Annotated in this window: 20 protein-coding genes and 1 tRNA gene; 12 read left to right on the top strand and 9 right to left on the bottom strand. The window is 41.9% G+C overall.

The features are described from left to right. Positions 1 to 15: 15 nt before the first annotated feature. On the top strand, positions 16 to 1,146 hold the full coding sequence (locus QAI40_RS05015; protein WP_299978993.1) for a DUF362 domain-containing protein: 1,131 nt from the start codon (positions 16 to 18) through the stop codon (positions 1,144 to 1,146). A 13-nt stretch (positions 1,147 to 1,159) separates the two neighbouring features. Here QAI40_RS05015 and QAI40_RS05010 read toward each other — a convergent pair whose 3' ends face one another. The 6 genes from QAI40_RS05010 to QAI40_RS04985 form a co-directional block, all read right to left on the bottom strand. Further along, the gene (locus QAI40_RS05010; RefSeq protein WP_299978996.1) at positions 1,160 to 2,770 is read right to left on the bottom strand and encodes a thiamine pyrophosphate-binding protein; all 1,611 of its coding nucleotides are present in this window, start codon (positions 2,768 to 2,770) and stop codon (positions 1,160 to 1,162) included. 93 nt (positions 2,771 to 2,863) lie between these two features. Beyond that, positions 2,864 to 3,319, bottom strand: coding sequence for an MFS transporter permease (locus QAI40_RS05005; protein ID WP_304511465.1), 456 nt, complete (start codon positions 3,317 to 3,319; stop codon positions 2,864 to 2,866). Positions 3,320 to 3,376: 57 nt separating this feature from the next. After that, entirely contained in the window at positions 3,377 to 4,504 is a 1,128-nt protein-coding gene (locus QAI40_RS05000; RefSeq protein WP_299979002.1) for a sodium ion-translocating decarboxylase subunit beta, read from the bottom strand. Between the two features lie 44 nt (positions 4,505 to 4,548). Beyond that, entirely contained in the window at positions 4,549 to 4,998 is a 450-nt protein-coding gene (locus tag QAI40_RS04995) for an OadG family protein (RefSeq protein ID WP_299979005.1), read from the bottom strand. A gap of 13 nt (positions 4,999 to 5,011) precedes the next feature. After that, complete coding sequence (locus QAI40_RS04990) at positions 5,012 to 5,461, bottom strand: Crp/Fnr family transcriptional regulator (RefSeq protein WP_299979008.1); 450 nt, start codon at positions 5,459 to 5,461, stop codon at positions 5,012 to 5,014. A 680-nt stretch (positions 5,462 to 6,141) separates the two neighbouring features. Next, positions 6,142 to 6,780 carry a hypothetical protein gene (locus tag QAI40_RS04985; RefSeq protein WP_299979011.1) on the bottom strand — a complete coding sequence of 213 codons (639 nt, stop codon included), beginning with the start codon at positions 6,778 to 6,780 and terminating at the stop codon, positions 6,142 to 6,144. Positions 6,781 to 7,784: 1,004 nt separating this feature from the next. On the opposite strand from QAI40_RS04985, the gene QAI40_RS04980 reads away from it, so the two are divergent. From QAI40_RS04980 to QAI40_RS04960, 5 genes are all read left to right on the top strand, one after another. Continuing rightward, positions 7,785 to 8,942, top strand: coding sequence for a BMP family ABC transporter substrate-binding protein (locus QAI40_RS04980; RefSeq protein ID WP_299979013.1), 1,158 nt, complete (start codon positions 7,785 to 7,787; stop codon positions 8,940 to 8,942). A gap of 75 nt (positions 8,943 to 9,017) precedes the next feature. Continuing rightward, positions 9,018 to 10,532: an ABC transporter ATP-binding protein gene (locus tag QAI40_RS04975; protein ID WP_299979016.1), complete on the top strand. Its 1,515-nt coding sequence runs from the start codon at positions 9,018 to 9,020 to the stop codon at positions 10,530 to 10,532. A gap of 15 nt (positions 10,533 to 10,547) precedes the next feature. Then, positions 10,548 to 11,630 (top strand): ABC transporter permease, encoded by a 1,083-nt coding sequence (locus tag QAI40_RS04970; protein WP_299979019.1) that lies wholly within the window; start codon positions 10,548 to 10,550, stop codon positions 11,628 to 11,630. A gap of 11 nt (positions 11,631 to 11,641) precedes the next feature. After that, positions 11,642 to 12,562: an ABC transporter permease gene (locus QAI40_RS04965; protein WP_299979022.1), complete on the top strand. Its 921-nt coding sequence runs from the start codon at positions 11,642 to 11,644 to the stop codon at positions 12,560 to 12,562. 43 nt (positions 12,563 to 12,605) lie between these two features. Further along, complete coding sequence (locus tag QAI40_RS04960) at positions 12,606 to 14,039, top strand: M48 family metallopeptidase (protein ID WP_299979025.1); 1,434 nt, start codon at positions 12,606 to 12,608, stop codon at positions 14,037 to 14,039. Here the strand turns inward: QAI40_RS04960 and fusA are convergent. Next, positions 14,036 to 16,066 (bottom strand): elongation factor G, encoded by a 2,031-nt coding sequence (gene fusA, locus QAI40_RS04955; protein ID WP_299979027.1) that lies wholly within the window; start codon positions 16,064 to 16,066, stop codon positions 14,036 to 14,038. The two genes, QAI40_RS04960 and fusA, sit on opposite strands and share 4 nt — an antisense overlap. 209 nt (positions 16,067 to 16,275) lie before the next feature. Between fusA and QAI40_RS04950 the strand changes: the two genes are divergently transcribed. From QAI40_RS04950 to QAI40_RS04925, 6 genes are all read left to right on the top strand, one after another. Continuing rightward, positions 16,276 to 16,647, top strand: a complete 372-nt coding sequence (locus QAI40_RS04950; RefSeq protein ID WP_304511463.1) for a DnaJ family domain-containing protein — start codon at positions 16,276 to 16,278, stop codon at positions 16,645 to 16,647. Then, complete coding sequence (locus QAI40_RS04945; RefSeq protein ID WP_299979033.1) at positions 16,644 to 17,135, top strand: SHOCT domain-containing protein; 492 nt, start codon at positions 16,644 to 16,646, stop codon at positions 17,133 to 17,135. Before QAI40_RS04950 ends, QAI40_RS04945 begins: the two co-directional genes overlap by 4 nt. A 14-nt stretch (positions 17,136 to 17,149) precedes the next feature. Continuing rightward, on the top strand, positions 17,150 to 18,109 hold the full coding sequence (locus tag QAI40_RS04940; RefSeq protein ID WP_299979036.1) for a D-alanine--D-alanine ligase family protein: 960 nt from the start codon (positions 17,150 to 17,152) through the stop codon (positions 18,107 to 18,109). Then, on the top strand, positions 18,106 to 19,869 hold the full coding sequence (gene purD / locus QAI40_RS04935) for a phosphoribosylamine--glycine ligase (protein WP_299979039.1): 1,764 nt from the start codon (positions 18,106 to 18,108) through the stop codon (positions 19,867 to 19,869). The genes QAI40_RS04940 and purD overlap by 4 nt, the downstream gene beginning before the upstream one ends. Then, complete coding sequence (locus QAI40_RS04930; RefSeq protein WP_299979042.1) at positions 19,866 to 20,507, top strand: L-threonylcarbamoyladenylate synthase; 642 nt, start codon at positions 19,866 to 19,868, stop codon at positions 20,505 to 20,507. The genes purD and QAI40_RS04930 overlap by 4 nt, the downstream gene beginning before the upstream one ends. A 64-nt stretch (positions 20,508 to 20,571) precedes the next feature. After that, positions 20,572 to 20,659: transfer RNA gene (locus QAI40_RS04925), tRNA-Leu, on the top strand. A 50-nt stretch (positions 20,660 to 20,709) separates the two neighbouring features. Here the strand turns inward: QAI40_RS04925 and QAI40_RS04920 are convergent. Both QAI40_RS04920 and QAI40_RS04915 read right to left on the bottom strand, forming a co-directional pair. Further along, positions 20,710 to 21,105 (bottom strand): type II toxin-antitoxin system death-on-curing family toxin, encoded by a 396-nt coding sequence (locus tag QAI40_RS04920; protein ID WP_299979044.1) that lies wholly within the window; start codon positions 21,103 to 21,105, stop codon positions 20,710 to 20,712. Continuing rightward, positions 21,102 to 21,332, bottom strand: coding sequence for an AbrB/MazE/SpoVT family DNA-binding domain-containing protein (locus QAI40_RS04915; RefSeq protein WP_299979046.1), 231 nt, complete (start codon positions 21,330 to 21,332; stop codon positions 21,102 to 21,104). Before QAI40_RS04915 ends, QAI40_RS04920 begins: the two co-directional genes overlap by 4 nt. Positions 21,333 to 21,816: the final 484 nt, after the last annotated feature.

The following is a 21,816-nucleotide window of genomic DNA, read 5'->3' as shown; positions in this document are numbered from 1 at the left end:
TGTTAGGAGAAAAGAATGACTACTGATGTTTTTTTTATGGATTTAGAGGCCACTTCAAAGGAAAACCTTCCCCAGAAACTTTCAAGACTTGTTGAAAAAGCAGGGATTGAAAACATTTTAAACGAAAACGATCTGACCGCCGTAAAGATCCATTTTGGTGAACAGGGCAATACCGCCTATATCCGTCCTGTATTTATCAGAACAATCATCCAGACCATAAAAAAATATAAGGCCGGCCCTTTTCTCACCGACGCCAATACCCTCTATGTGGGTACACGATCCAACAGTGTATCCCATATTCATACGGCCATTGAAAACGGATTCTCATATTCCTCAATGGATGCCACGCCCATTATTATTGCCGATGGACTAAGGGGAAAGAGCGAAACAAAAATTAAAGTGGACCAGAAAAACTGCAAACATGTTTATATCGGTTCTGAGATCATTGATGCGGATGCATTGGTTTCTGTGGCCCATTTTAAAGGCCATGAACTCTCAGGGTTTGGCGGTACTCTGAAAAACCTTGGCATGGGATGTGCCTCCAGAAGAGGGAAACTCGACCAGCATTCCAATGTCAGCCCGAAAATAAAAAGAAAAACCTGTATCGGGTGCGCCGAATGTGAAAAACATTGTCCTGCAGGGGCCATTTATCTTGAAGAAAAAAAAGCCTATATTGATAAAAACAAATGCATCGGATGTGCTGAATGCATTGTCCGGTGCCCGACCGAATCCGTGAATATCAACTGGAATCAGACGGTTCCAATTTTTCTTGAAAAAATGATGGAATACAATCTTGGGGTCCTTAAAAACAAAGAAAAAAAAGCTTTTTTCATCAATTTTATTACAGATATTTCACCCAAATGTGATTGCCTGCCTTACAGCGAATCCCCCATTGTGAATAATGTAGGCGTTCTCGCATCAAGTGATCCTGTTGCCATTGACCAGGCAAGCGCTGACCTTGTCAACCAGCAAAAAGCTTTGCCCGGCACTGTTCTTAAAACAAATCTAAACCCTGGAGAAGACAAGTTCAGAGGTCTTTACCCCTCTGTTGACTGGGAGCATCAGCTTGACTATGCCCAGAAAATAGGCCTTGGAAAACGGGAATATAATCTGGTCAAATTAAATACACTTTCATATAAAAAATAATTTGAACGGCTGATCATTTAAGCACCAAATCATCATATTCCGAGCTATTTATTGCAGCCTTGACAATCACTGGTCCAGAACAGGAAAGTGCTTTTTGCAATGCTGTTTTATAGGCCGTCTGATCCGAAACGTTTAAAATGGGAACACCAAGAAAAAAATCTGACTCTGGATGATCCTTTTCAGAAAGCAGGGTACCATACCCGCACTGATAATTTTTCTTTTTTTGTTTAATCCGAATCAGTGAAAGCTCCTGATCCGATAAGAGTATAATTACAATTTGTAAATTCAGCCTCTGAGCGGTTGCCACTTCTCCTGCCGTCATTAAAAAACCGCCATCCCCCACGACACATACGACTTTTTTCTCAGGATGACATAATTTTGCAGCAATTGCTGCCGGTATGGCAAATCCCATTGAAGACCATCCATTTGTCATCAGCAGGCATCCGGGTTCCGGTGTCCGCCATTGTTGTCCGATCAAATGAAGATGGGCACCGACGTCACAGGTCATGATACCGTCATCCGGAAGTATTTTTCTCAATCCTTCAAGCACAGTCAGGGGACCGAATGAACCCTCGCGGGATTTCAGAATTGCAAACATTTTTTGTTTTTGCTTCAGCAACGCATCCATATCCCATTTATTGTTCAAATGAGAAACGGTCATAAGCGCTTGAAGTGAGATTTTTATATCCCCGACAACGTCTGCGGCAATCGTATGGGAATCGGTATCAAGATCCGCCGGAACAGTATTAAGATGAATGATGGGAGCATCAGGGACCCAGTCTTCATAATTCACTTCAACAGGATCATACCCAATACCAAGGATCAGATCTGCCTGCTGGTGCGTCTGGCCGACAATATTTGCAAGTGCATGATTCAGGACACCGGCATATAACGGGTGATCTTCTGAAACCATTCCTTTGGCCATTGGGGTCAAAATGACAGGCAGTCGAAATTTTTCTATCAACTCATGTATCAAGGGCTTTACATCTGCCTGTACAGCTGTAATCCCCAGAACAATCAAAGGTTTACAGGCCCTGGAAAACATCTCCTTCATTGTTTGTATCACAGATGGTTCTGCCGATTTGATTCTTGGAAGCGGCTTTAATTGTATGTGGTCTTCTTCGCTCTTTTTGTTGCTGATATCCGAAGGAATCCCAATATGCACCGGGCCGGGTATTCCGGAACCGGCAACCCTGGCAGCCTCTAAAAGTGTTTCCCTGACCCTGCCGGCCTTTAAACGGGTCGTCCATTTTGTAATCGGCTTAAATAATGCCTGATGGTCGATATTCATCTGGACAGTACGATACCGTTTTTCTTCCGGCATTTCATCTGTAAAGGCCAGCAGCGGAAACCGGTCAAGCAGTGCTCCTCCCACACCGGTTGAAAGATTTGTCGCGCCTGGGCCAAAAGTGGCAAAACAGGCGCCGGGAATACCGGTCAGCCTGCCACAGACATATGCCATAAAACCGGCACTGGCCTCATGACTGACGAGTATGAAATCAATCTTCCCTGTTTCACGGATAGCCTCAATATAGTCAATCATGCTGCCACTTGGGACCCCGAAAACATATCGAACACCGATTTCCTTGAGAGTTTCAGAAAATTGGCGAGCCACTGTAATCATTTAGTTTAACCCCTTCCAATGACTATGTCGGCCATTATCGGGCTTCCGGATATTGCTGGCGCCAGCATTTCCAATAAAACTTTAGCCATATGGCTATTGAACAGGATAGGTCTTGCCTTCCAATTTAAAAAGCAGCTGCCCATGCTTTTCTTCCATAAACTTTGAAATTTTTAAAAGCGCGCGATCTTTAAACTTAACCTGGTGCTCAGAGGTTTGAATGTAGAGGTTGTCATCCCTGGTAAAAAGTTGTTTCGGATCAAATTTTATTGTGTCGTTGTTATTTAATGTAAGGATGATATTTTTATTCACTTTTATATCAAAAACAAAAAGAGCTGTGTCTTCATAAGAAAAATATACTTTTTCATCATACTCATCCGTCACCTGATGGATATAATACCCATTTTTATCTTTTTTTATAGATGCGTTAAAATATTTTATGATTTTAGGATGCTCAAACTTTCCGTGTTCATTATGCCAGTCACCATTTTTATCCATCCAGAAAACGGCATCTTCTTTTGATATAATAATTTCTCTTGGCTTTTCTGACACTATCCATCCACCTTCAATTTTGCCTTTTTATATATTCAGGTAACTATTAAATTTAACTTAAGCCATCAAACTCCATAATACACCAGCGGCGATAGCTGATCCGATAACACCGGACACATTGGGCGCCATGGCATGCATCAATAAAAAATTGGTGGGATCTTCTTTCTGACCGACCATCTGGACAACACGGGCTGAATCCGGCACAGCAGACACACCAGCTGCCCCTAAAAGCGGATTGATCTTTGTCTTTAAAAACAGATTCATGACCTTGGCAAAAAGAACCCCGGATGCTGTGGCAATACTGAATGAGAGTGCACCAAGAGCAAAGATTCCAACCGAACTTGGTACAAGAAAAATATCTCCCTGGGTGCTTGCACCAACTGTAATCCCCAATAGTATGGTTGCGGTATCAATGAGGGCATTTCTTGCGGTCTGGGCAAGTCTTTCCGTTACAACAGCCTCTTTTAAGAGATTGCCGAAACAGAGCATTCCAAGCAATGGCAGGGCAGCAGGGGCCAGAAAACAGCAGAGGAGGAATGCAACAATGGGGAAAATTATTTTTTCTCTTTTTGTAACTTCCCTGGGTTCTTCCATTCGTATCAAACGCTCTTTTCTGGAAGTCAAAAGCCTCATAATCGGAGGCTGAATAACAGGAACCAGCGCCATGTATGAATAGGCTGCCACGGCAATGGGACCGATCAAGTGGGGTGCCAGTTTTGCCGTAAGGAAAATGGCGGTCGGACCATCAGCTCCACCGATAATTCCAATGGAAGATGCTTCGTTCGGGGCAAACCCAAGGGCCAGTGCGCCCAGAAATGTTATAAAAATACCAGTCTGAGCAGCAGCCCCTAAAAGCATTAGAATCGGCCTTGCCAAAAGGGTGGAAAAATCTGTCATAGCCCCTATGCCAAGAAAAATAAGGGGCGGATATATCCCTTGTGTCACACCGAAATATAAATAATGGAGAACTGAATTGTCTTCATAAATACTTAAACCCAGTCCCTGGAATACGGGAATATTTCCCATGAGGATACCAAATCCAATGGGAACCAGGAGCAAGGGTTCATAATCTTTGGCAATTCCAAGATAGATAAACACCAACCCTACAACAATCATGATAAGGTAACGGTAATCCCACAGATAAAACCCTGTGTTGTGATAAAACTCTATAAATAACGCATCCATTTTATTTCCTTTTACTTGTCATTTTTTTTAAGAAATCTATTCTATTATAAAATGGCTTTGTCAAACGTCTCTTTTTCCCATGTAAAAAAACCTGAGCCATCGGGGATAATTATCTTTGTTTCGAGAAGGTTATTAAGATTTGAATGAGGATTTTTTAAATCACTGATTTGGGCAAGATGGAGCAGTCTTGGCAATGAAAAATGGTCTTCCATGGTTCTTATAAGAAGGCCGAATTGCCTTACAACCTCTTTTTGGCTTTCCGTAAAAACTGCCTGATCGACTATTTCCTTTTCCTGTAGTTTGTCTGACTGATCTTCGGATTGTTTTGCTTTAAAGAGTGCTTTAATCTTTGAAGGATCTTCCCACAAAGCTAATACCTTATGAAGCTGTGAGATCACAAGGGAAAGCATGACAAGACCTGAAAATACGATTGATACTCCGACAACGGAAATAGCCCACCCATTGTTGGCATTGATTGCTTCTAATCCGTACAAACGTCTACCTCCATTAAAAATGTTCCGGAAGACTTAAGTCTTCAATATTTTTTGCAAATGATGCTGTTTTGTCAAGATATTCCTGCCAGGACGTCATAATAACCGCTGCAGCAGATGAATCTTCCTGAATAACGGATAGAAAATCCTGTCTTGGTACAACAAAAACACTTCCATTTTCAAGAACAGTCATGGTCGTTTTATAGACACCTCTGGCAGACAACAATTCCAGTCCGATGAAATCCCCGGGTGTGTTAAGAACAACTGATCTGCCTTCTTCCATGGCAAGCAAGATAGTACCTTTGTTTAATAAAAAAAAGAATTGTGCGGTATCCTCAGCCTTTGCAATGATGTCTCCCGGGTGTATTTCCCGTTTCTCAAAAAGTGGTTCCAGTCTTTGAATATCATCTTCCCCAAGAGAATTGAAGACAGATGATTTGTTTAAAATTTCTTTAATATTACTCATTATTTTCCCGTAACATTTAAAACCATACTTGTTTTAAAAACATTCATTCAACCATATTTTATAAGCTCTGTCGATAAAAAAATAATTCCTTCCACTATATAAATTTATTTTATAAAAAAGAATATTGATTTTTTCAAAACTGGATATTTGACATAAAAAATATCCCCTAACCCGCCACAGGCTACTTACAATCTATAATTTCATATAGTTATATTCCAGGCTGATTGCCCTACATCCGCTGGATGGACATTGCAACACGTTTTAAGCTTATCTTCGCTGACCGCCATGAACTCGCTCATTCTTCGCTCAAACACCATGGCGGCTTAACCGCTGCGGTAATCAAAACGTGTAAGCAAAGATCCATATGCTCCCGTAAGGCAATCAGCCTGTGACAAACCATAACAGATTCAAAATTTTCCATGCGCCAGAACGGTCTAGACCAAGCACCTAAGACTATCAATGCTACGACCATGAGGAAACCGATTTCCAACTTTCAGCACTCGTATGAAGCTCGACCTTTTTGCCCCGCATCGTGAAGTACATTCATTACAACAATCCATACTGCAAGTAGCGCAAATACAGCCCACAACGCGGGACTCCACTTTGAACCGCCAAATAAGAAGTAGGAAAAGGCTGTCACCGTGTCAGCCGTGCGGCTTTTTGCGTCGGCTGACGCAGCTTTAGCCGTTTCTCATGATGAGTGGTGGAATACCTGCATCAATTCCAGCAACCAGGAATGCGCTCTTCAATGTATCTGACGAGGTCATTTTCAACGCTTCAGGCTCGATGATTGCCTCAGAATATTGGTTTGGATTTTTAATAACCTCACTCAATAGCTCAACATCTCTTGAATGAATACTTTTTTTACCCTTTTTTTTAAATGTAACAAAGCCTTCAAATAACCTAATTTCAGCATTTGTTGGTATTTCGGTAATTGCCTTAACAAGATACAGCGCAGCAACCATAACGCTACAACCAGGCCCTGTGTACCAGTAACGTGTTTTGCTCCCTTGTTTTTCGACTGCACGTCCTTTCGGATTACCTTTTGAATCAAAGGCGACCGATAAAGGTGCTTCTATTACCAAATTTACTGGCTTCGTGCTGTTGGTTATGAAACAGCATATTCTTTCTTTCGCATCATTAAATTGAAGATCGACCGAAGATTCCTGGTTTATACGCAACCCACAACTATTTGATTTGTTCGCAAAACCAATATCGAGGATAAGCCATTCTCCGGCGGATAATGATATTTCGGATTTGACTCCCGCTCGGACCATGTTTTTCCCTCCCGCAAATGCCGAACTCAACGGACCAGCCACCTATATTGATCCGTCAGGCCGCATACGTTCCCCTTGATCTTTATTGAAAACAATGCGTTTAGTTTGTTCGTCTATTGATGTGAATGGGTAATTGTAATCCATTTCCGTCTCCTTTTTATTATATTCTATTTAGGTGGGCATGTGCTAACACAAACGCTATACGATTCTCTACATGCCCTTAATGTTTCAGTTTTTGCCCCTATTTGCGGCCCGCCTGAAACACAAGAAGAATAAGTAGCCGCACATTCTCGGACACAAATTGGATCTGAATTTGATATATTGATATCAGATATACTGTAAGCGCAACCAGATAAAGAAAAGATGATGATTAAAGTAAGTAGAGTTTTCATTTTCATGTTCCTTATTTGTGAATGCTAACATTTATATTAAGCAGAAAAAATTCTGCATATTAACCCTATATATTTTCTTTATAATACAATATCAAAATATCCAATATGATTTTTGAATTTATTTTTAATATTTGGTTCAAATCACCCTGACATACCAGAAAAACTATGTAAAGTCATATTCCAAATCCAGGCACCTGTTTTTTAGGGTCTAATCCCGGCAATGAGTGATAAAACCATCAATGGAATTATCAAGGCTGGCGGGGAGTGTAAGGTATCAAAGAGATCCGGGGTGTCTTGTTCGCCCGGTTTGCCTGTGATTTTTGACAAAGTTCCAAAGATCTGGAATGGTTAAGATGGCAAATTGTTTGAGCGAGGAACGAGTGAGTTTTTGCCGTCCAATGGAAGATCTTTGTGAACTTTCAAAAATTATTCAGGCACTAGGAAGGATAAGACACCCCGGATCTCCACGGGTGGGTTGCGTTGCCCAATCAACGGGTTTGTGAAAATATTTAAAAATGAGATCCTTTTTTGACCCTTATGGCAAACATCCAGTTTCAAAATCTAACATTTCAAAATCTAATTGTTGACTGCAAACACCTAATTATCGTATTATCCTTAGAATTTTAATCAACTTAATATAAGGAGTGGAAAGGAATGAAAAAGTGGATGATATTGGTGTTAATGTGTTCTATGTTTTTTATTGGATTTTCTACAACTGCCTTTGCCAGCGACAAAAAACTCAAGGCCGGTTTTATTTATGTCGGTCCTGTTGGCGATTATGGATTTACCCATGCCCATGATCTGGGAAGAAAGTATGCAGAAAAAAAATTTCCCTGGCTGGAAACTATTTTTGTAGAATCTGTTGCTGACGCAGACTGTGCAAGAATCATTGACCGGCTTATTCAACAGCAAAAATGCGATGTGGTTTTCACCACAAGTTTTGGATTCATGGACGAAACCATTAATGCCGGCACCCGATATCCCGATAAGCTTTTCATGCATTGTTCAGGATTCAAGCGATCTGATAATGTGGGAACTTATTTTGGCGATCTTTACCAGATGTATTACCTGAACGGAATTATGGCAGGCGCATTGACCAAGACAAACAAGATCGGTTATGTGGCAGCTTTCCCAATCCCTGAACTGGTTCGCCATATTGATGCCTATGCCCTTGGAATTAAAGCTGCAAACCCTGCGGCCAAACTCAATATAAAATGGATTTATGCCTGGTATGGCCCGGATAAAGCAAAAGAAGCTGCTGAAGCTTTGATTGCAGAAGGCTGTGATGCCCTTGCCTTTACCGAAGATACTCCCTCAGTCATTGAAGTAGGACAAAGCCATTCGGAAAAAGGCAAACAGATTTATACCTTCAGCCATTATTCTGCCATGCAGCCTTATGGGGTTGATTCTGTTGTTTCAGGACAGCTCATGAACTGGGGTGGAATGTATGCCAAGATCCTTGGAGATATTTATAATAAAACCTGGACGAATAAAGATCTCTGGTGGCTTGCCAAAGAAAAAGCAGCCATCCTTGGCGGTAGTGAAACCGACATCATCAATCCCAAGTTTGTAAAAGAATTAAAGGCTGCGATGATTGATACAAAGGAATTTGGTAAAATTTCTGCCTATGATCTTGTTGTAAAACGATATGAGCAAATGAAACAGGGTGTTGATGTATTTGATCCGTTTACAGGTCCTATCAGCGATAATAAGGGCAACCTGAAAATAAAGCCTAATGAAAAAGCCTCAAAAGATGACCTTATCAGCATTATGTATTATGTGGATAATGTTGAAGGCTCCATTCCTAATTAATAAAATTACAATTACATAAAAAAAGCCGGGATAAGCTCTCCCGGCTTTTTTTACCCGGTTTTTCCAAAGAACATTATGAAAAAAATACAACGCCTTGAAATGCAAGCAATCTCAAAATCATTTCACGGTATCCCTGCCAGCCAGGATATTAATCTTTGCGTTGAACCAGGTGAAATTGTAGGACTTTTGGGCGAAAACGGAGCCGGAAAAACCACATTGATGAATATCCTGTATGGACTTTACCAACCCGATTCCGGCCATATCAAAATCAACGGTAAAAGCGTTCGGATTAATAATCCTGTTGAATCCATTAACTTTGGCATCGGAATGGTTCATCAGCACTTCATGCTTGTACAGAATCATTCTGTCATTGAAAATATTGCATTAGGCTATAAAGATACGCCGTTTTTCTTTCCCAAAATAAAAATCAGGGATAAAATTAAACAATTTTCTAAAAAATTCGATTTTCATATTGATCCTGACAAAAAGATCTGGCAGCTTTCAGCCGGGGAACAGCAGCGGGTAGAAATCATTAAAGCACTTTTAAATGGTGCCGATCTTCTGATTCTTGATGAACCCACCTCTGTTCTGACTCCCCAGGAAATAGAAGAACTGATTTCCATACTGAGGGAGATGAAGGCCAAGGGCCACATGATTATTTTTATTTCCCACAAGCTTGATGAAATCATGGAGATCTGTGACCGGGTCATGGTGCTTCAAAAAGGAAAAATTGTGGGAAGCTCTCACACAAAAGATATCGATAAAAAATCCCTGGCCCGGATGATGGTGGGCAGGGATGTTGTCTTTAATATCAGCAGGGAGAAACTGAACAAAGGCAAAAAAATCCTATCAGTTGAAAACATCAATGTTATCGGTGACAAAGGTCTTTTGGCTCTTAAAAACATCTCATTTGAACTTTTTGAAAATGAAATTTTCGGTATCGCAGGGGTTTCAGGTAATGGACAGCGCGAGCTTGCAGAGGCCATTACCGGCATCAGGCCCATCTCATCGGGAAAAATAAACATAAATGGCCAGGACATCACCAACAAGTCCCCAAGACATATTTATGACAATGGGGTTTCCCATGTACCGGAAGAAAGAATCCGGTTTGGAATCGCTCCGGGCCTTTTCTTATATGATAATGCCATCTTAAAACAACACCACTTAAAAAAATTTTCCAAGCGCTATTTCCTGAAATACAATCAGGTAAAAAATCACACGAAAACCATTGTTAATAAATTTAAAGTTTCCACCCATTCCATTAATAACCAGATCAGGAACCTTTCCGGCGGGAACATTCAAAAACTCATACTTGGAAGAGAAATCAGTGAGCAGCCACAGCTTCTTGTGGCGTCTCACCCCACATACGGGCTGGATGTCGGGGCAACGGAATTCTTAAGAAAACATCTTTTGGAACTTAGGAAAAAAGGAAGCACCGTGCTTTTGTTTTCTGAAGATCTTGAAGAAATATTTGAACTTTGTGACCGGATTGCTGTTGTTTTTGATGGTGAATTCATGGCAATTCTTGATTCAGACGACAAACGGTTTTCTGATATCGGTCTGATGATGGCTGGATCAAAAAGGGCCTGATTCAATGGGAAAAAAATGATGATAAAAATCAAAACGACAGACCGATATAATATAACCACCCTGAGATCCTTCATGACCAATATTCTCTCCCTTTTGGCAGCGCTTGTGATGATCAGTATTATTTTCCTGATTGCAGGAGTTAATCCCATTTATGCAATCACTGAAATCTTTTCAGGATCATTTGGTTCCTTTTATGGGATTAAGGAAACCATTACCAAAGCCATTCCTTTGATCCTGATCGGCACTGGGCTGACCCTTGCTTTCAGAGCAAAATTCTGGAACATCGGTGCGGAAGGCCAGATGTTAATGGGAGCAATTTTTGCTACCTGGACGGGGCTGACCTTTGGAGGGGCTTTGCCGTCATATATCATAGTCCCCTTAATTTTTCTTGCAGGCTTTGTCGGCGGCGCATTGTGGGGAATCATACCCGCCATTCTGAAAATCAAATACTCTATTAATGAAGTGATTTCCACTTTAATGCTCAACTATATCTGTGCTGAATTTTTAACCATGCTCATTGTAGGACCCTGGAAAGGGAAAACACGGTTCGGGTTTCCCGGAACAGATAATCTTCCCGATCCTGCCATTTTAGGCTTGATCCCCGGTTCCCGAATTCACTATGTCACATTGATTCTGGCACTCATCTGTGCCATTGTGCTTTGTGTGATCATTTATAAAACGCGCTTCGGATATGAAGCAAGGGTGGTGGGTGAAAACCCGGATGCCGGTAAATATGCAGGGATAAATTTTCTAAAAACAGGCTTGATCCTCATGGCCATCAGCGGTGGGCTTGCAGGTTTTGCCGGTGTCGGCGAACTGGCAGGCATCCATCACTATCTTGGCTATCCCGCTTCAATATCTTCGGGGTATGGATTCACCGCCATCATTGTCGCATGGCTTGCCAAATTAAATCCGCTCTATACTGTGATTTCAGGAATCTTTTTTGCCGGGATACTGGTGGGCGGCGATGCCATACAGATATCTTTGGGACTGCCTGCTGCCACAGTTGAAATTGTGAACGGCACGTTGTTGATATTTTTAATTATGGGTGATTATTTTTTAAACCATAAAATCACCATCCAATTTTCAGACAGATAAGGATGCAATAGATGGAAGATATTATTGTTTTAACACTTCATAGAGCTATGGTTGCGGGAACCCCTTTACTTCTTGCTACAACAGGTGAAGTGATTTGTGAAAGATCCGGCATCCTTAACCTGGGCATTGAAGGCGTAATGGCAATTGGAGCTGTTGTAGCCTTTATCGTCACCATGACAACCGGCCAGCCCTGGCTGGGTGTTTTTGCTGCCATAGCCGCGGGCATGGCGTTTTCCATCATCCATGCCTTTGCATCTATAACCTTGCAGGCCAATCAGGTTGTCTCCGGTCTTGCATTGACCATGTTAGGCTTAGGGCTTTCCGGTATGCTCGGCAAACCCTATGTGGGCAAACCCCTTTCAATCAAAATGGAAGATTTGGTCATTCCCTGGTTATCGGATATTCCCTGGCTTGGAAAAATTCTGTTCACACAGGGTCCGTTTTTCTATCTTGCCATAATTCTTGCTTTTGCCTCCTGGTTTTTCCTTGAGAGAACCCGTCTGGGGATACAGATCAGATCAACGGGAGAAAACCCAAAAGCCGCTGAAGCTCAAGGGGTGAGTGTATCCAGACTCAGATATTTAAGTGTTATCATTGGAGGCGGATTTTCAGCCCTGGCAGGCGCCCATCTTTCCATTTCATATTCAAAATCATGGATAGAGGGGATGACTGCGGGAAGAGGTTGGATTGCCATTGCTCTGACCATTTTTGCCCTGTGGAACCCCGGGCGAGCCATATGGGCGGCATTCCTGTTTGGCGGCTTTTTTGTGGTTCAGTATTTGCTGCAGCCCCTGGGAATTTCACCCAGCTTTCTGGCCATGCTCCCCTATATCGCAACGCTCTTTATTCTTTTGTTGATCAGTTTAAAAGATCCAAGAAAATTAAATGCCCCTGCCATGCTGGCAGAGCCTTATAAACGTGGCGAAAGGTAACAAACTCTTTGACTTTTTATTCGGTTTTATTGATAATAATTTTATGAAATCTTCCAAATATTTTTTTATCTTTCTCAGCCTGGTCTTTTTCTTTTCATTTTCCTCAAACAGCAGCTTTGCCATATCTATCCCGGAAGAAAGAAAAGTCGCCAAAAAATTCATGAAAATGATACATGAAAAACAGATGATATTGAATGATCCTATTGCCAGTCATATGATTACACAGGTTGGCAATCATATCCTCTCTTTTCTGCCCCTCCAGCCGTTTGATTATTCATTTTACATTGTGGACGATGATGTTTTTAATGCGTTTGCAAGTCCGGGTGCCAATATTTTTGCCTATCGGGGATTGATTACAGCCCTTGATTCCATTGATGAACTGGCAGGAATCATCGGACATGAAATTGCCCATGCCGCAAGTCGTCATGTATCTGAATCCATTGATCGTGCAAAATTTATCAACATCGGAAGCCTGGCAGGAATGCTGGCCGGTGCCATCATCGGCAGCAAATCAGGTGGCGATGCCGGAGCGGCAATCATCACGGGCACAATGGCCGTGGGTCAGACAGCCATGCTTACATTCACAAGGGAAAATGAAACAGAAGCTGACGAAAAAGGAATTATGTTTTTAAAAAGGAGCTGTTTTGCACCAGAAGGGCTCTTGTCCGGTTTGATGAAAATCAGGGCGGCGGATTACCGGGGCGTGGAAGGAATCCCCGACTATGTTAAGACCCATCCCGGAACCGGGAACCGAATTGCCCATGTTGAAACGATTCTCGCAGGCTACATCCCTTCGGAGAATAAGATAAAATGCGATGAAGATTTCAGGTTTGATATGGTAAAATACAGACTTTTAGGACTTTATGCAGACATTGAACCCACATTTAATCAATTGACCACAAAGCTGGAAGGCAATCCTTCAAACGCTGACACTGCTAACGCTGCTGCCATCCATTATGGAATGGGCCTTATTTATGCCAGAAAATTAATGAGAGAAAAAGCCATATCGCATCTGAAAAAAGCTCTCTCCATTAACATTTTCGATCCAATGGTACTTCTTGAAATGGGCAGGATATATCTGCTGAATGGTGAGCCCGAAAAAGCACTCAACGTCCTTCAAGGAATTGAATCAGATCCGGTCATGGGTTTGATGGCCAGATTTCATCAGGCAAGTGCACACCTTGAGTTAAGAAACCTGACAAAAGCCAAAAATCTTTTCAATACCGTTGTAAGCAAAACGCCATCCTTATATCCAAAAGCCTACTACAACCTGGCAAATATTATGTCGCTTGAAAAAAAACAAGACCTTTCCCATTATTATCTTGGGGTCTATTATGCTGAAATCAATAATAATAAAACTGCCATTATTCATTTAAATAAGGCGTTAGACAAATTAAAGGATGAAAGTAAAATAAAAAAAGCAAAAGAACTTTTAGCTCGATTAAAAAAACAATCTACAAAGAATATTAAAAACTAAACCCTGTCAAAGCGCGAAAACTGCATGGTAAAAGTTCCTCTGCCCTGGCTGGCAGATCGAAGTGCTGTGGAATACCCGAACATTTTAGACAAAGGGACCACGGCTTTTACAATCTGGATACCCGCTTTCGGATTGATGGATGCCACCTTTCCGCCCCTTGCATTCAAATCGGATATGGCATCGCCCATGTAAGTATCCGGAACAAAAATCTCAACTTCCATAATCGGTTCAAGAAGACCTAAAGAGGCGTTTTCCAAAGCATCCTTACATGCCATGGATGCACAAACGGAGAAGGCAAGTTCAGAGCTTCGATCATCAAATCTGCCATCTTCGATCACTATGGCAACATCAACCAGGGGATATCCTTTAAGATATCCGCCTTCAAGACTCTCCCGAATTCCATTTTCAATGCCTGGAATATATTGTTCAGGGATCTGGTCATTTCCCACTTTACAATTAAATGTAACCCCATCGCCCCGATTTAAAGGCTCAAGACAGATACTGACATTTGCAAAATGCGCCTTCCCTGAAATTTCTCTTTCAAAAACAGCATGGCCTCTTGATTTGGAGGTAACCACTTCCCTGTAAACAACCTGGGGATTCCCCACATTGACATTGGTTTTAAACTCTTTTAGCATCCTTGAAATAATAATCTCAAGATGGAGTTCACCCATGCCTGATAAAATTGTCTGGCCGGTTTCTTCATCACGGCTCACCTTTAAAGTCGGATCTTCGATGGTGAACTTTTCAAGCACATCATTGATTTTTTCCTGGTCAGCATGGGTTTTAGGCTCAATTGCAATGGAAATTACAGGGTCCTCATATTCCATTTTTTCAAGAAAAACAGGATAATCCTGTGAACATAAGGTATCACCGGTTCCGGAATCCTTAAGTCCGACGATACCGATAATAGCCCCTGCCGACGCCTCTTTTAACCGCGTTCTCTTATTGGCATGCATTTGAAGAATTCTGGATAATTTTTCATTTTTCTTTAATAAGGGATTGAACACATCAGATCCTGCCTCAAGTTTACCGGAATAGATCCTGGCAAAAGAAAGCTTTCTTCCTTCAATCATGGAGACTTTGAAAATCAAGGCTGCGAGCGGGCCGCTTTTTTGGGGTAAAAATTCCAATTCTTCATTTGTGTCTGGATGTATGCCTTTAATCGGAGGAACATCCAGGGGGCTTGGCAAATAAAACTCTATAGCATCGAGTAATGGTTGAATGCCCTTGTTCTTAAGGGCGCTTCCGCAAAATACCGGCACGATCTGCCTTGAAATGGTTGCAGCCCGGATGGCTTTGATGATTTCTCCAACCGAAATATCCTCTTCTGAAAGATATTTCTCCATTATCTCATCGTTGAGTTCCGAGATGGCTTCAAGAAGTTTTTCCCGGTATTCGTAAGCTATCTCTTCAAATTCAGAAGTAATGTCATCTTTTGAATACTCAGCACCCTGGGTTTCATCATCCCAGGTGATCTGTTTCATGTCGACAAGATCGATGATCCCGGTAAAATTGTCTTCTGAGCCCATGGGCAATTGAAGTATCACAGGATTTGCCATAAGCTTTTCTGCTATGGAATTGACAGCACCAAAAAAATCCGCGCCGGTTCTGTCCATCTTGTTAATAAAGACCAGCCTGGGAACCGAATATCTGTCTGCCTGTCTCCAGACAGTCTCAGTTTGTGGTTCAACACCCCCCACGGCACAAAAAACACCAATGGCTCCATCCAGAACCCTTAACGCCCTTTCCACCTCAACGGTAAAATCAACATGCCCCGGAGTATCGATGATCTGGATAAGAGATTTATTCCATTCACAGGTGGTCACAGCAGAGGTGATGGTTATCCCTCGATCCTGTTCATCCTGCATCCAGTCCATGACAGCTTCACCATCATGAACTTCACCAATTTTATAAGATTTTCCAGTGTAGTAAAGGATCCTTTCCGTTACGGTGGTTTTACCCGCATCAATGTGGGCCATGATTCCGATATTTCTAAACTGGCTGATATTTTTTTGTTTGCTCATTTTACAATAAAACTATTTCTTTGATTGCATTTCATGCTTAAACGCTTGATAAATTCTTTAAATTAAAATGATATTTGATACAGCATTGCCTAATAGGTGTCAAGAAAATATCCCTTGCAAATCGGTTACGGGTTTAATAAAATTAAAATTTTAAAAATTAGCAACCCAATATTTGACCATTAAATATTCTCAGGAGCAAATAAAATTTTATGATTCCGGGATTTGAAACACTTGTTGAAGAAAGAATAAAAAAAGCTCAAAAAGATGGAGCATTTGATAATCTTGAAGGCAACAGCAAACCATTGAAGTTTGAAGACCAGCATATTCCGGAGGAGTTTCGGCTTGCCCATAAAATATTAAAAAATTCTGGTTTTCTCCCCCCGGAAGTTGAACTTACGAAAAAGATCACTCAAACCGAACAATTGCTTGAAGCAGCGATTATTGATTCTCCTGAAAGACTGAAAATTCAAAAAAAACTAAATTACCTTTTTGTCAAATTGAACACAATAAGGGGAGACAGACCCTGTTCACCCGTGATGGCAGACACTTACCGGAACAATATTATTAAAAAAATGTCATGAATTTTTGGAATAACGATAAAGACAGCCTTTTCCGAAATATTTTAACAGCTTATTTCATCCTGCTGTTACATGTTATTTTATTGGCAGGTATCGGGGTTACCATTATTCTATTCAAGGGGATATATAATTACCTGCCCTGGATAATGGGCTGTATCGGCATTTTAGTCCTGGCAATTGCCTGGATTTTCTATCGGAGGATGAGTAAGCGTTCTTCTGATATCAAAGATATCCTCTCCATGCCGGAATTTCGGGACAAGACACTTGAAGTCAGGATTCTAGGAGGGCTTGCGTCCTTTAAAATAACGGCAAAAGAGAATCAACAGCTGCTCATTGACCATCCCCTTTCAACTCCTTCGGACAGGCTCCTCATTGGAAATGACATCGACAAAACAGAACAGAAAATTCTTAAACTGACGGCACTTTTTGAAAAGGATCTCATCACCAGAGCAGAGTTTGATAAAGCAAGACAAAACATTATTCAAGGATAAAACAGGAGTTTACTATGAAAAAAATCAGGCTGGCTCTTTTATCCGGCGGCGTCTCTTCGGAAAGGGAAGTGTCTCTTAACAGCGGCAAACAGGTGTTTGATGCTCTCAATAAGGACAAGTATGATATCGCCCCGTATGACCCAAAAACAGATCTGAAACAGCTTGTCATTGATGCAGATAAGATTGATGCAGCCCTGATCATTCTGCATGGTCCTTTTGGAGAAGATGGAACGGTTCAGGGGCTTTTGGACCTGCTTGATATTCCCTACCAGGGCGCAGGGGTTTTGGGAAGTGCGATGGCCATGAATAAACTGGTTGCCAAAAGACTTTATAACGGTGCCGGGGTTCCCACACCCTCCTATCTTTCATTGTCAATGAATGAAAAAATCGAACCGGCAAAAATTGTGAACGCCTTAGATCTTCCCCTGGTAGTGAAACCGGCCTGCGCCGGATCAAGTGTGGGGATGACCATTGTCAAAGAGGCAGAAGATCTTAAAGATGCCATTAAATTAAGCTTTCAGCATGATGATACCGTTATTATTGAAAAATATATTAAGGGGATTGAACTGACCTGTGGCGTCCTGGGCAATGATGAACTGGAAGCATTGCCGGTCATCGAAATCATCCCGGGGGTTGGTCATGAATTTTTCGATTACACGGCAAAATACGTTGCCGGAGCAACCGAGGAAATCTGCCCTGCCCGCATTGATGAAAATACCACAAAAAAAGTCCAGGAACTTGCCGTCAAAGCGCATCAGGCCCTTTTTCTGAAAGGATATTCCAGAACAGACTTGATCCTTTGCAACAATGAATTGTCTGTTCTTGAAACCAATACCATCCCGGGGATGACGGCAACCAGTCTTTACCCCCAGTCTGCCCAGGTGGCAGGGTACTCTTTTACCGAACTTATGGACAAGCTCATCCAACTGTCAATCAAAGAACATACAAAACAAAAATTAAGGAGATCAACATGAAAATTCTAGTCGTTGGTGGTGGTGGTCGTGAACATACAATGGTATGGAAAATATCAAAAAGTCCTTTGGTGGAAAAAATATACTGTGCTCCGGGAAATGCAGGGACACACACACTTGCGGAATCTGTCCCCATAAGTGCAGAAGATATTGATGCATTGGCTGCCTTTGCCAAAGAAAATGAAATCGATTTGACGGTTGTCGGTCCGGAAGGCCCACTGGTAAGCGGCATTGCAGATGTTTTTGAGAAAATGGGGTTAAAGGTGTTTGGTCCCAGTAAAGCTGCGGCAAGACTTGAAGGCAGCAAAGATTTTTCAAAACAGCATATGTTTAAGTACAATATCCCTTGTGCCATGGGAAAGGCATTCACCGATACCGGCAAAGCCAAAGCCTATGCCAAAGCCCTTGGGGCGCCCTGTGTGGTCAAGGCAGACGGTCTTGCAGCCGGTAAAGGGGTCATCATCTGTTCTACCCTTGAGGAAGCAAATGAGGCCATTGATTCCATGATCAATGACAATGCGTTTGGAGATGCCGGCGCTATCGTGGTTGTGGAAGAATGCCTTAAAGGTGAAGAAGCCTCTTTTATCGCATTAACAGATGGGAAGACGATTCTGCCGCTGCCGGAGTCCCAGGATCACAAAAGAATTTTTGATAATGATGAAGGCCCTAATACTGGCGGTATGGGAGCTTACTCTCCTGCACCGGTCCTGGATTACAGCTTGCGCGAAAAAGCCATGAATGATGTCATGATCCCGGCCGTAGAGGGAATGGCCAAAGAAGGTACCCCTTTTAAAGGTGTCCTCTATGCAGGTCTTATGGTGGATAAAGACCAGATAAAAGTGCTTGAGTTTAATACAAGAATGGGGGACCCTGAAACCCAGCCCATTCTCATGAGACTTGAAAATGACCTGGTGCCCTTGATGGAAGCCTGCTGTGACGGCACTCTGCACAATTATTCCACAAAAATAGACCCGAGAGCTGCCATGTGTGTGGTGATTTCTTCGGGCGGCTATCCCGGCTCCTATGAAACAGGAGAAGAAATATTCGGCCTTGATGAAGCAAACAAAGTTAAAGATACCGTTGTCTTTCATGCCGGAACCGCATTAAAAGACGATAAAGTCGTTAGTTCAGGCGGCAGGGTCCTGGGAGTAACATCTCTGGGTGACAGTGTGAAAGAAGCCATTGACAGGGCATATGAAGCTTGTGCAAAAATTTCATTTAACAAACACTTCTATCGCAAAGATATCGGGGCAAAGGCTTTAAAACGACTTTCCATACCCCCCCGGGTGGGAGTGATCATGGGAAGCGACTCTGATTTTCCTGTCATGGAAAAAGCACTGTCCATACTGAAAAAATTTGATATCCCCTACACTGTCACAGTTGCTTCTGCCCACAGAACCCCGGAAAGAGCAGCCAAACTTGCCATTGAAGCAAAAGAAAAAGGGATAAAAGTTCTCATCTGCGGTGCGGGTCATGCAGCACATCTCGCAGGTGTCATGGCAGCTCATACTACCCTTCCCGTTTTAGGGGTGCCCATAGATTCATCCGCACTCAAGGGGATGGATTCTTTGCTGGCAACTGTACAGATGCCTCCGGGAATCCCGGTATCAACCATGGCTATTGGAAAATCCGGTGCTTATAATGCAGGCATTTCTGCTGCCCAGATCCTTGCTGTTTCAGACCCTTTGATAGCCCAAAAACTTTCGGCCTTTAAACAGGAGATGGCAGAAAAAGTCAATAAAAAGGCACAATCTTTTGTATGATGTCCCCCAAAATAGTCAGCATTGATCCTGTAAATCCTGAATCTGACATTATTGATTTAGCCGGAAAGATCATCCAGAACAATGGAGTGGTAATCTTTCCGGCTAAATGCCTTTATGGGGTTGCAGCCAATGCATTGAATAAAAAGGCCGTGGAAAAAGTTTTCCACTTAAAAAACCGGCCGTTAAACAACCCGATTCTTATCCTCCTCCCTGACAGGACCATGCTGCCGGATCTTGTCACAACAATTTCCAAACCTGCCAAAAAACTAATGGATGCGTTCTGGCCCGGAAACCTGACCATTATCTTTGAAACCAAAGACAATATCCCACAGCTTTTATCTGCCGGTACAGGAAAGATAGGTGTGAGAATTCCAGCGCATCCGGTTGCAAAAGCCCTTGTTGAATCTGTCGGGTTTCCCATTACCGGTACCAGCGCTAATCTGTCCGGCCAAAATGGCTGCAGCCAGACCGACCAGCTTGTTCCCTCCATTATTGACCATGCCGATCTGGTCCTGAACGCGGGTGTTCTAAAAGGAGGCGCAGGATCAACAATCGTAGATGTTACCGCTTTAAATATTAATATTATCAGAGAAGGAGAAGTTTCAGCCCGCAGAATTAACGAAATCCTGGCAGGTTAACATCCGGAGACATCATAATTTCATTGACAAAATTCACATTTTCCCCTAAAAAAGAACCATTCATGCCGGAGTGGTGGAATTGGTAGACGCAGAGGACTCAAAATCCTCCGGGCTTTAAGCTCTTGCGAGTTCAAGTCTCGCCTCCGGTACCAAGATTATCAAGGGTTTAACCGATTCTGGTTAAACCCTATTTCAGGGGTGCTTACATAAATTCTTCTATTTTCTGACTATTGCTTTTTAGCCATTGAGTGAACTCTTCGGCAGAATAATCACCCTTACCTAATTTTTCAAATGCAAATACTCTTGCTATTGGCTCAATATTGAAATCCATACCATGTAACCGCAAAAAAAGACGGGTTACTACATATGCAGTTCGTTTGTTTCCATCAATAAAACCATGATTTTTTGTCAGAGCAAAACCATATGCGGCTGCAAGTTCCACAACACCCGGAGTACCATAGCTCAGTAGATTGCGGGGTATGGTCAGTGCACTCTCAATCAAACCGATATCTCTTATGCCGGGTGCACCACCATGTTCTGCAATTTGTATATCGTGAACCGCAAGAACTGTGTCAAGTTCGATCCAGTTATATGTCATCGTTTTGACAGTTCACGAAGAAGGTCTTTATCCTGCCGCATTATTTTTTCAGCTTCTGAAACCTGGCGGGAAAAATTCTCGTTGTATCCGGTCAAACGATAACTTCCGTCCTGTGCCTCAGTGAAATAAAGAACCCCCCCCTCCTTGACTTTCAATCTTGCCAAAGATTCTTTTGGAAGCACCAAACCAAGAGAATTGCCGATTTTTCTTACTTTTAATTCTAACATTAGAACCCTCCTTGTTATAACTATTGTAATAACAAATCAGAAAAAATCAATCTTTTTTACAAATTTAGACCTTAAAATAATTATCTTGACAATTTATTGCCGAATATGGGCCGAGTTTTATTTAAATTGTTTTAAATGAAAAAAAGTATTAAATTAATAATTAAGAAAAAAAAGGACGCTGATAAAAAAATATTTTTAAAAATTCTTGACAGGAGTATTCAAAAAGATTATTTCATTGGAAAATGCTAAAAAAAATTTAAAACATCCCATGAGGTTTCGACCCATGGTGCGGGGGCTTTAGGGCCCCCTGCTTTTTTTATGGACACTTATATTTATATTGATGGATTCAACCTATACTATCGAGCGTTAAAAAGAACGCCATATAAATGGCTGGATCTTATGCGCCTTTCGCAAAATATTTTGAGCAAAAACAATAATATTGTTAAAATCACCGACCTCCTGCATAGCAGGAGGTATGATGAAG

The organism is Desulfobacula sp. (assembly GCF_030611305.1).
In the GTDB taxonomy this organism is placed as follows: domain Bacteria; phylum Desulfobacterota; class Desulfobacteria; order Desulfobacterales; family Desulfobacteraceae; genus Desulfobacula.
The sequence above is the reverse complement of the archived record's forward strand: the minus strand, read 5'-3'. Positions and strand labels throughout refer to the sequence as shown.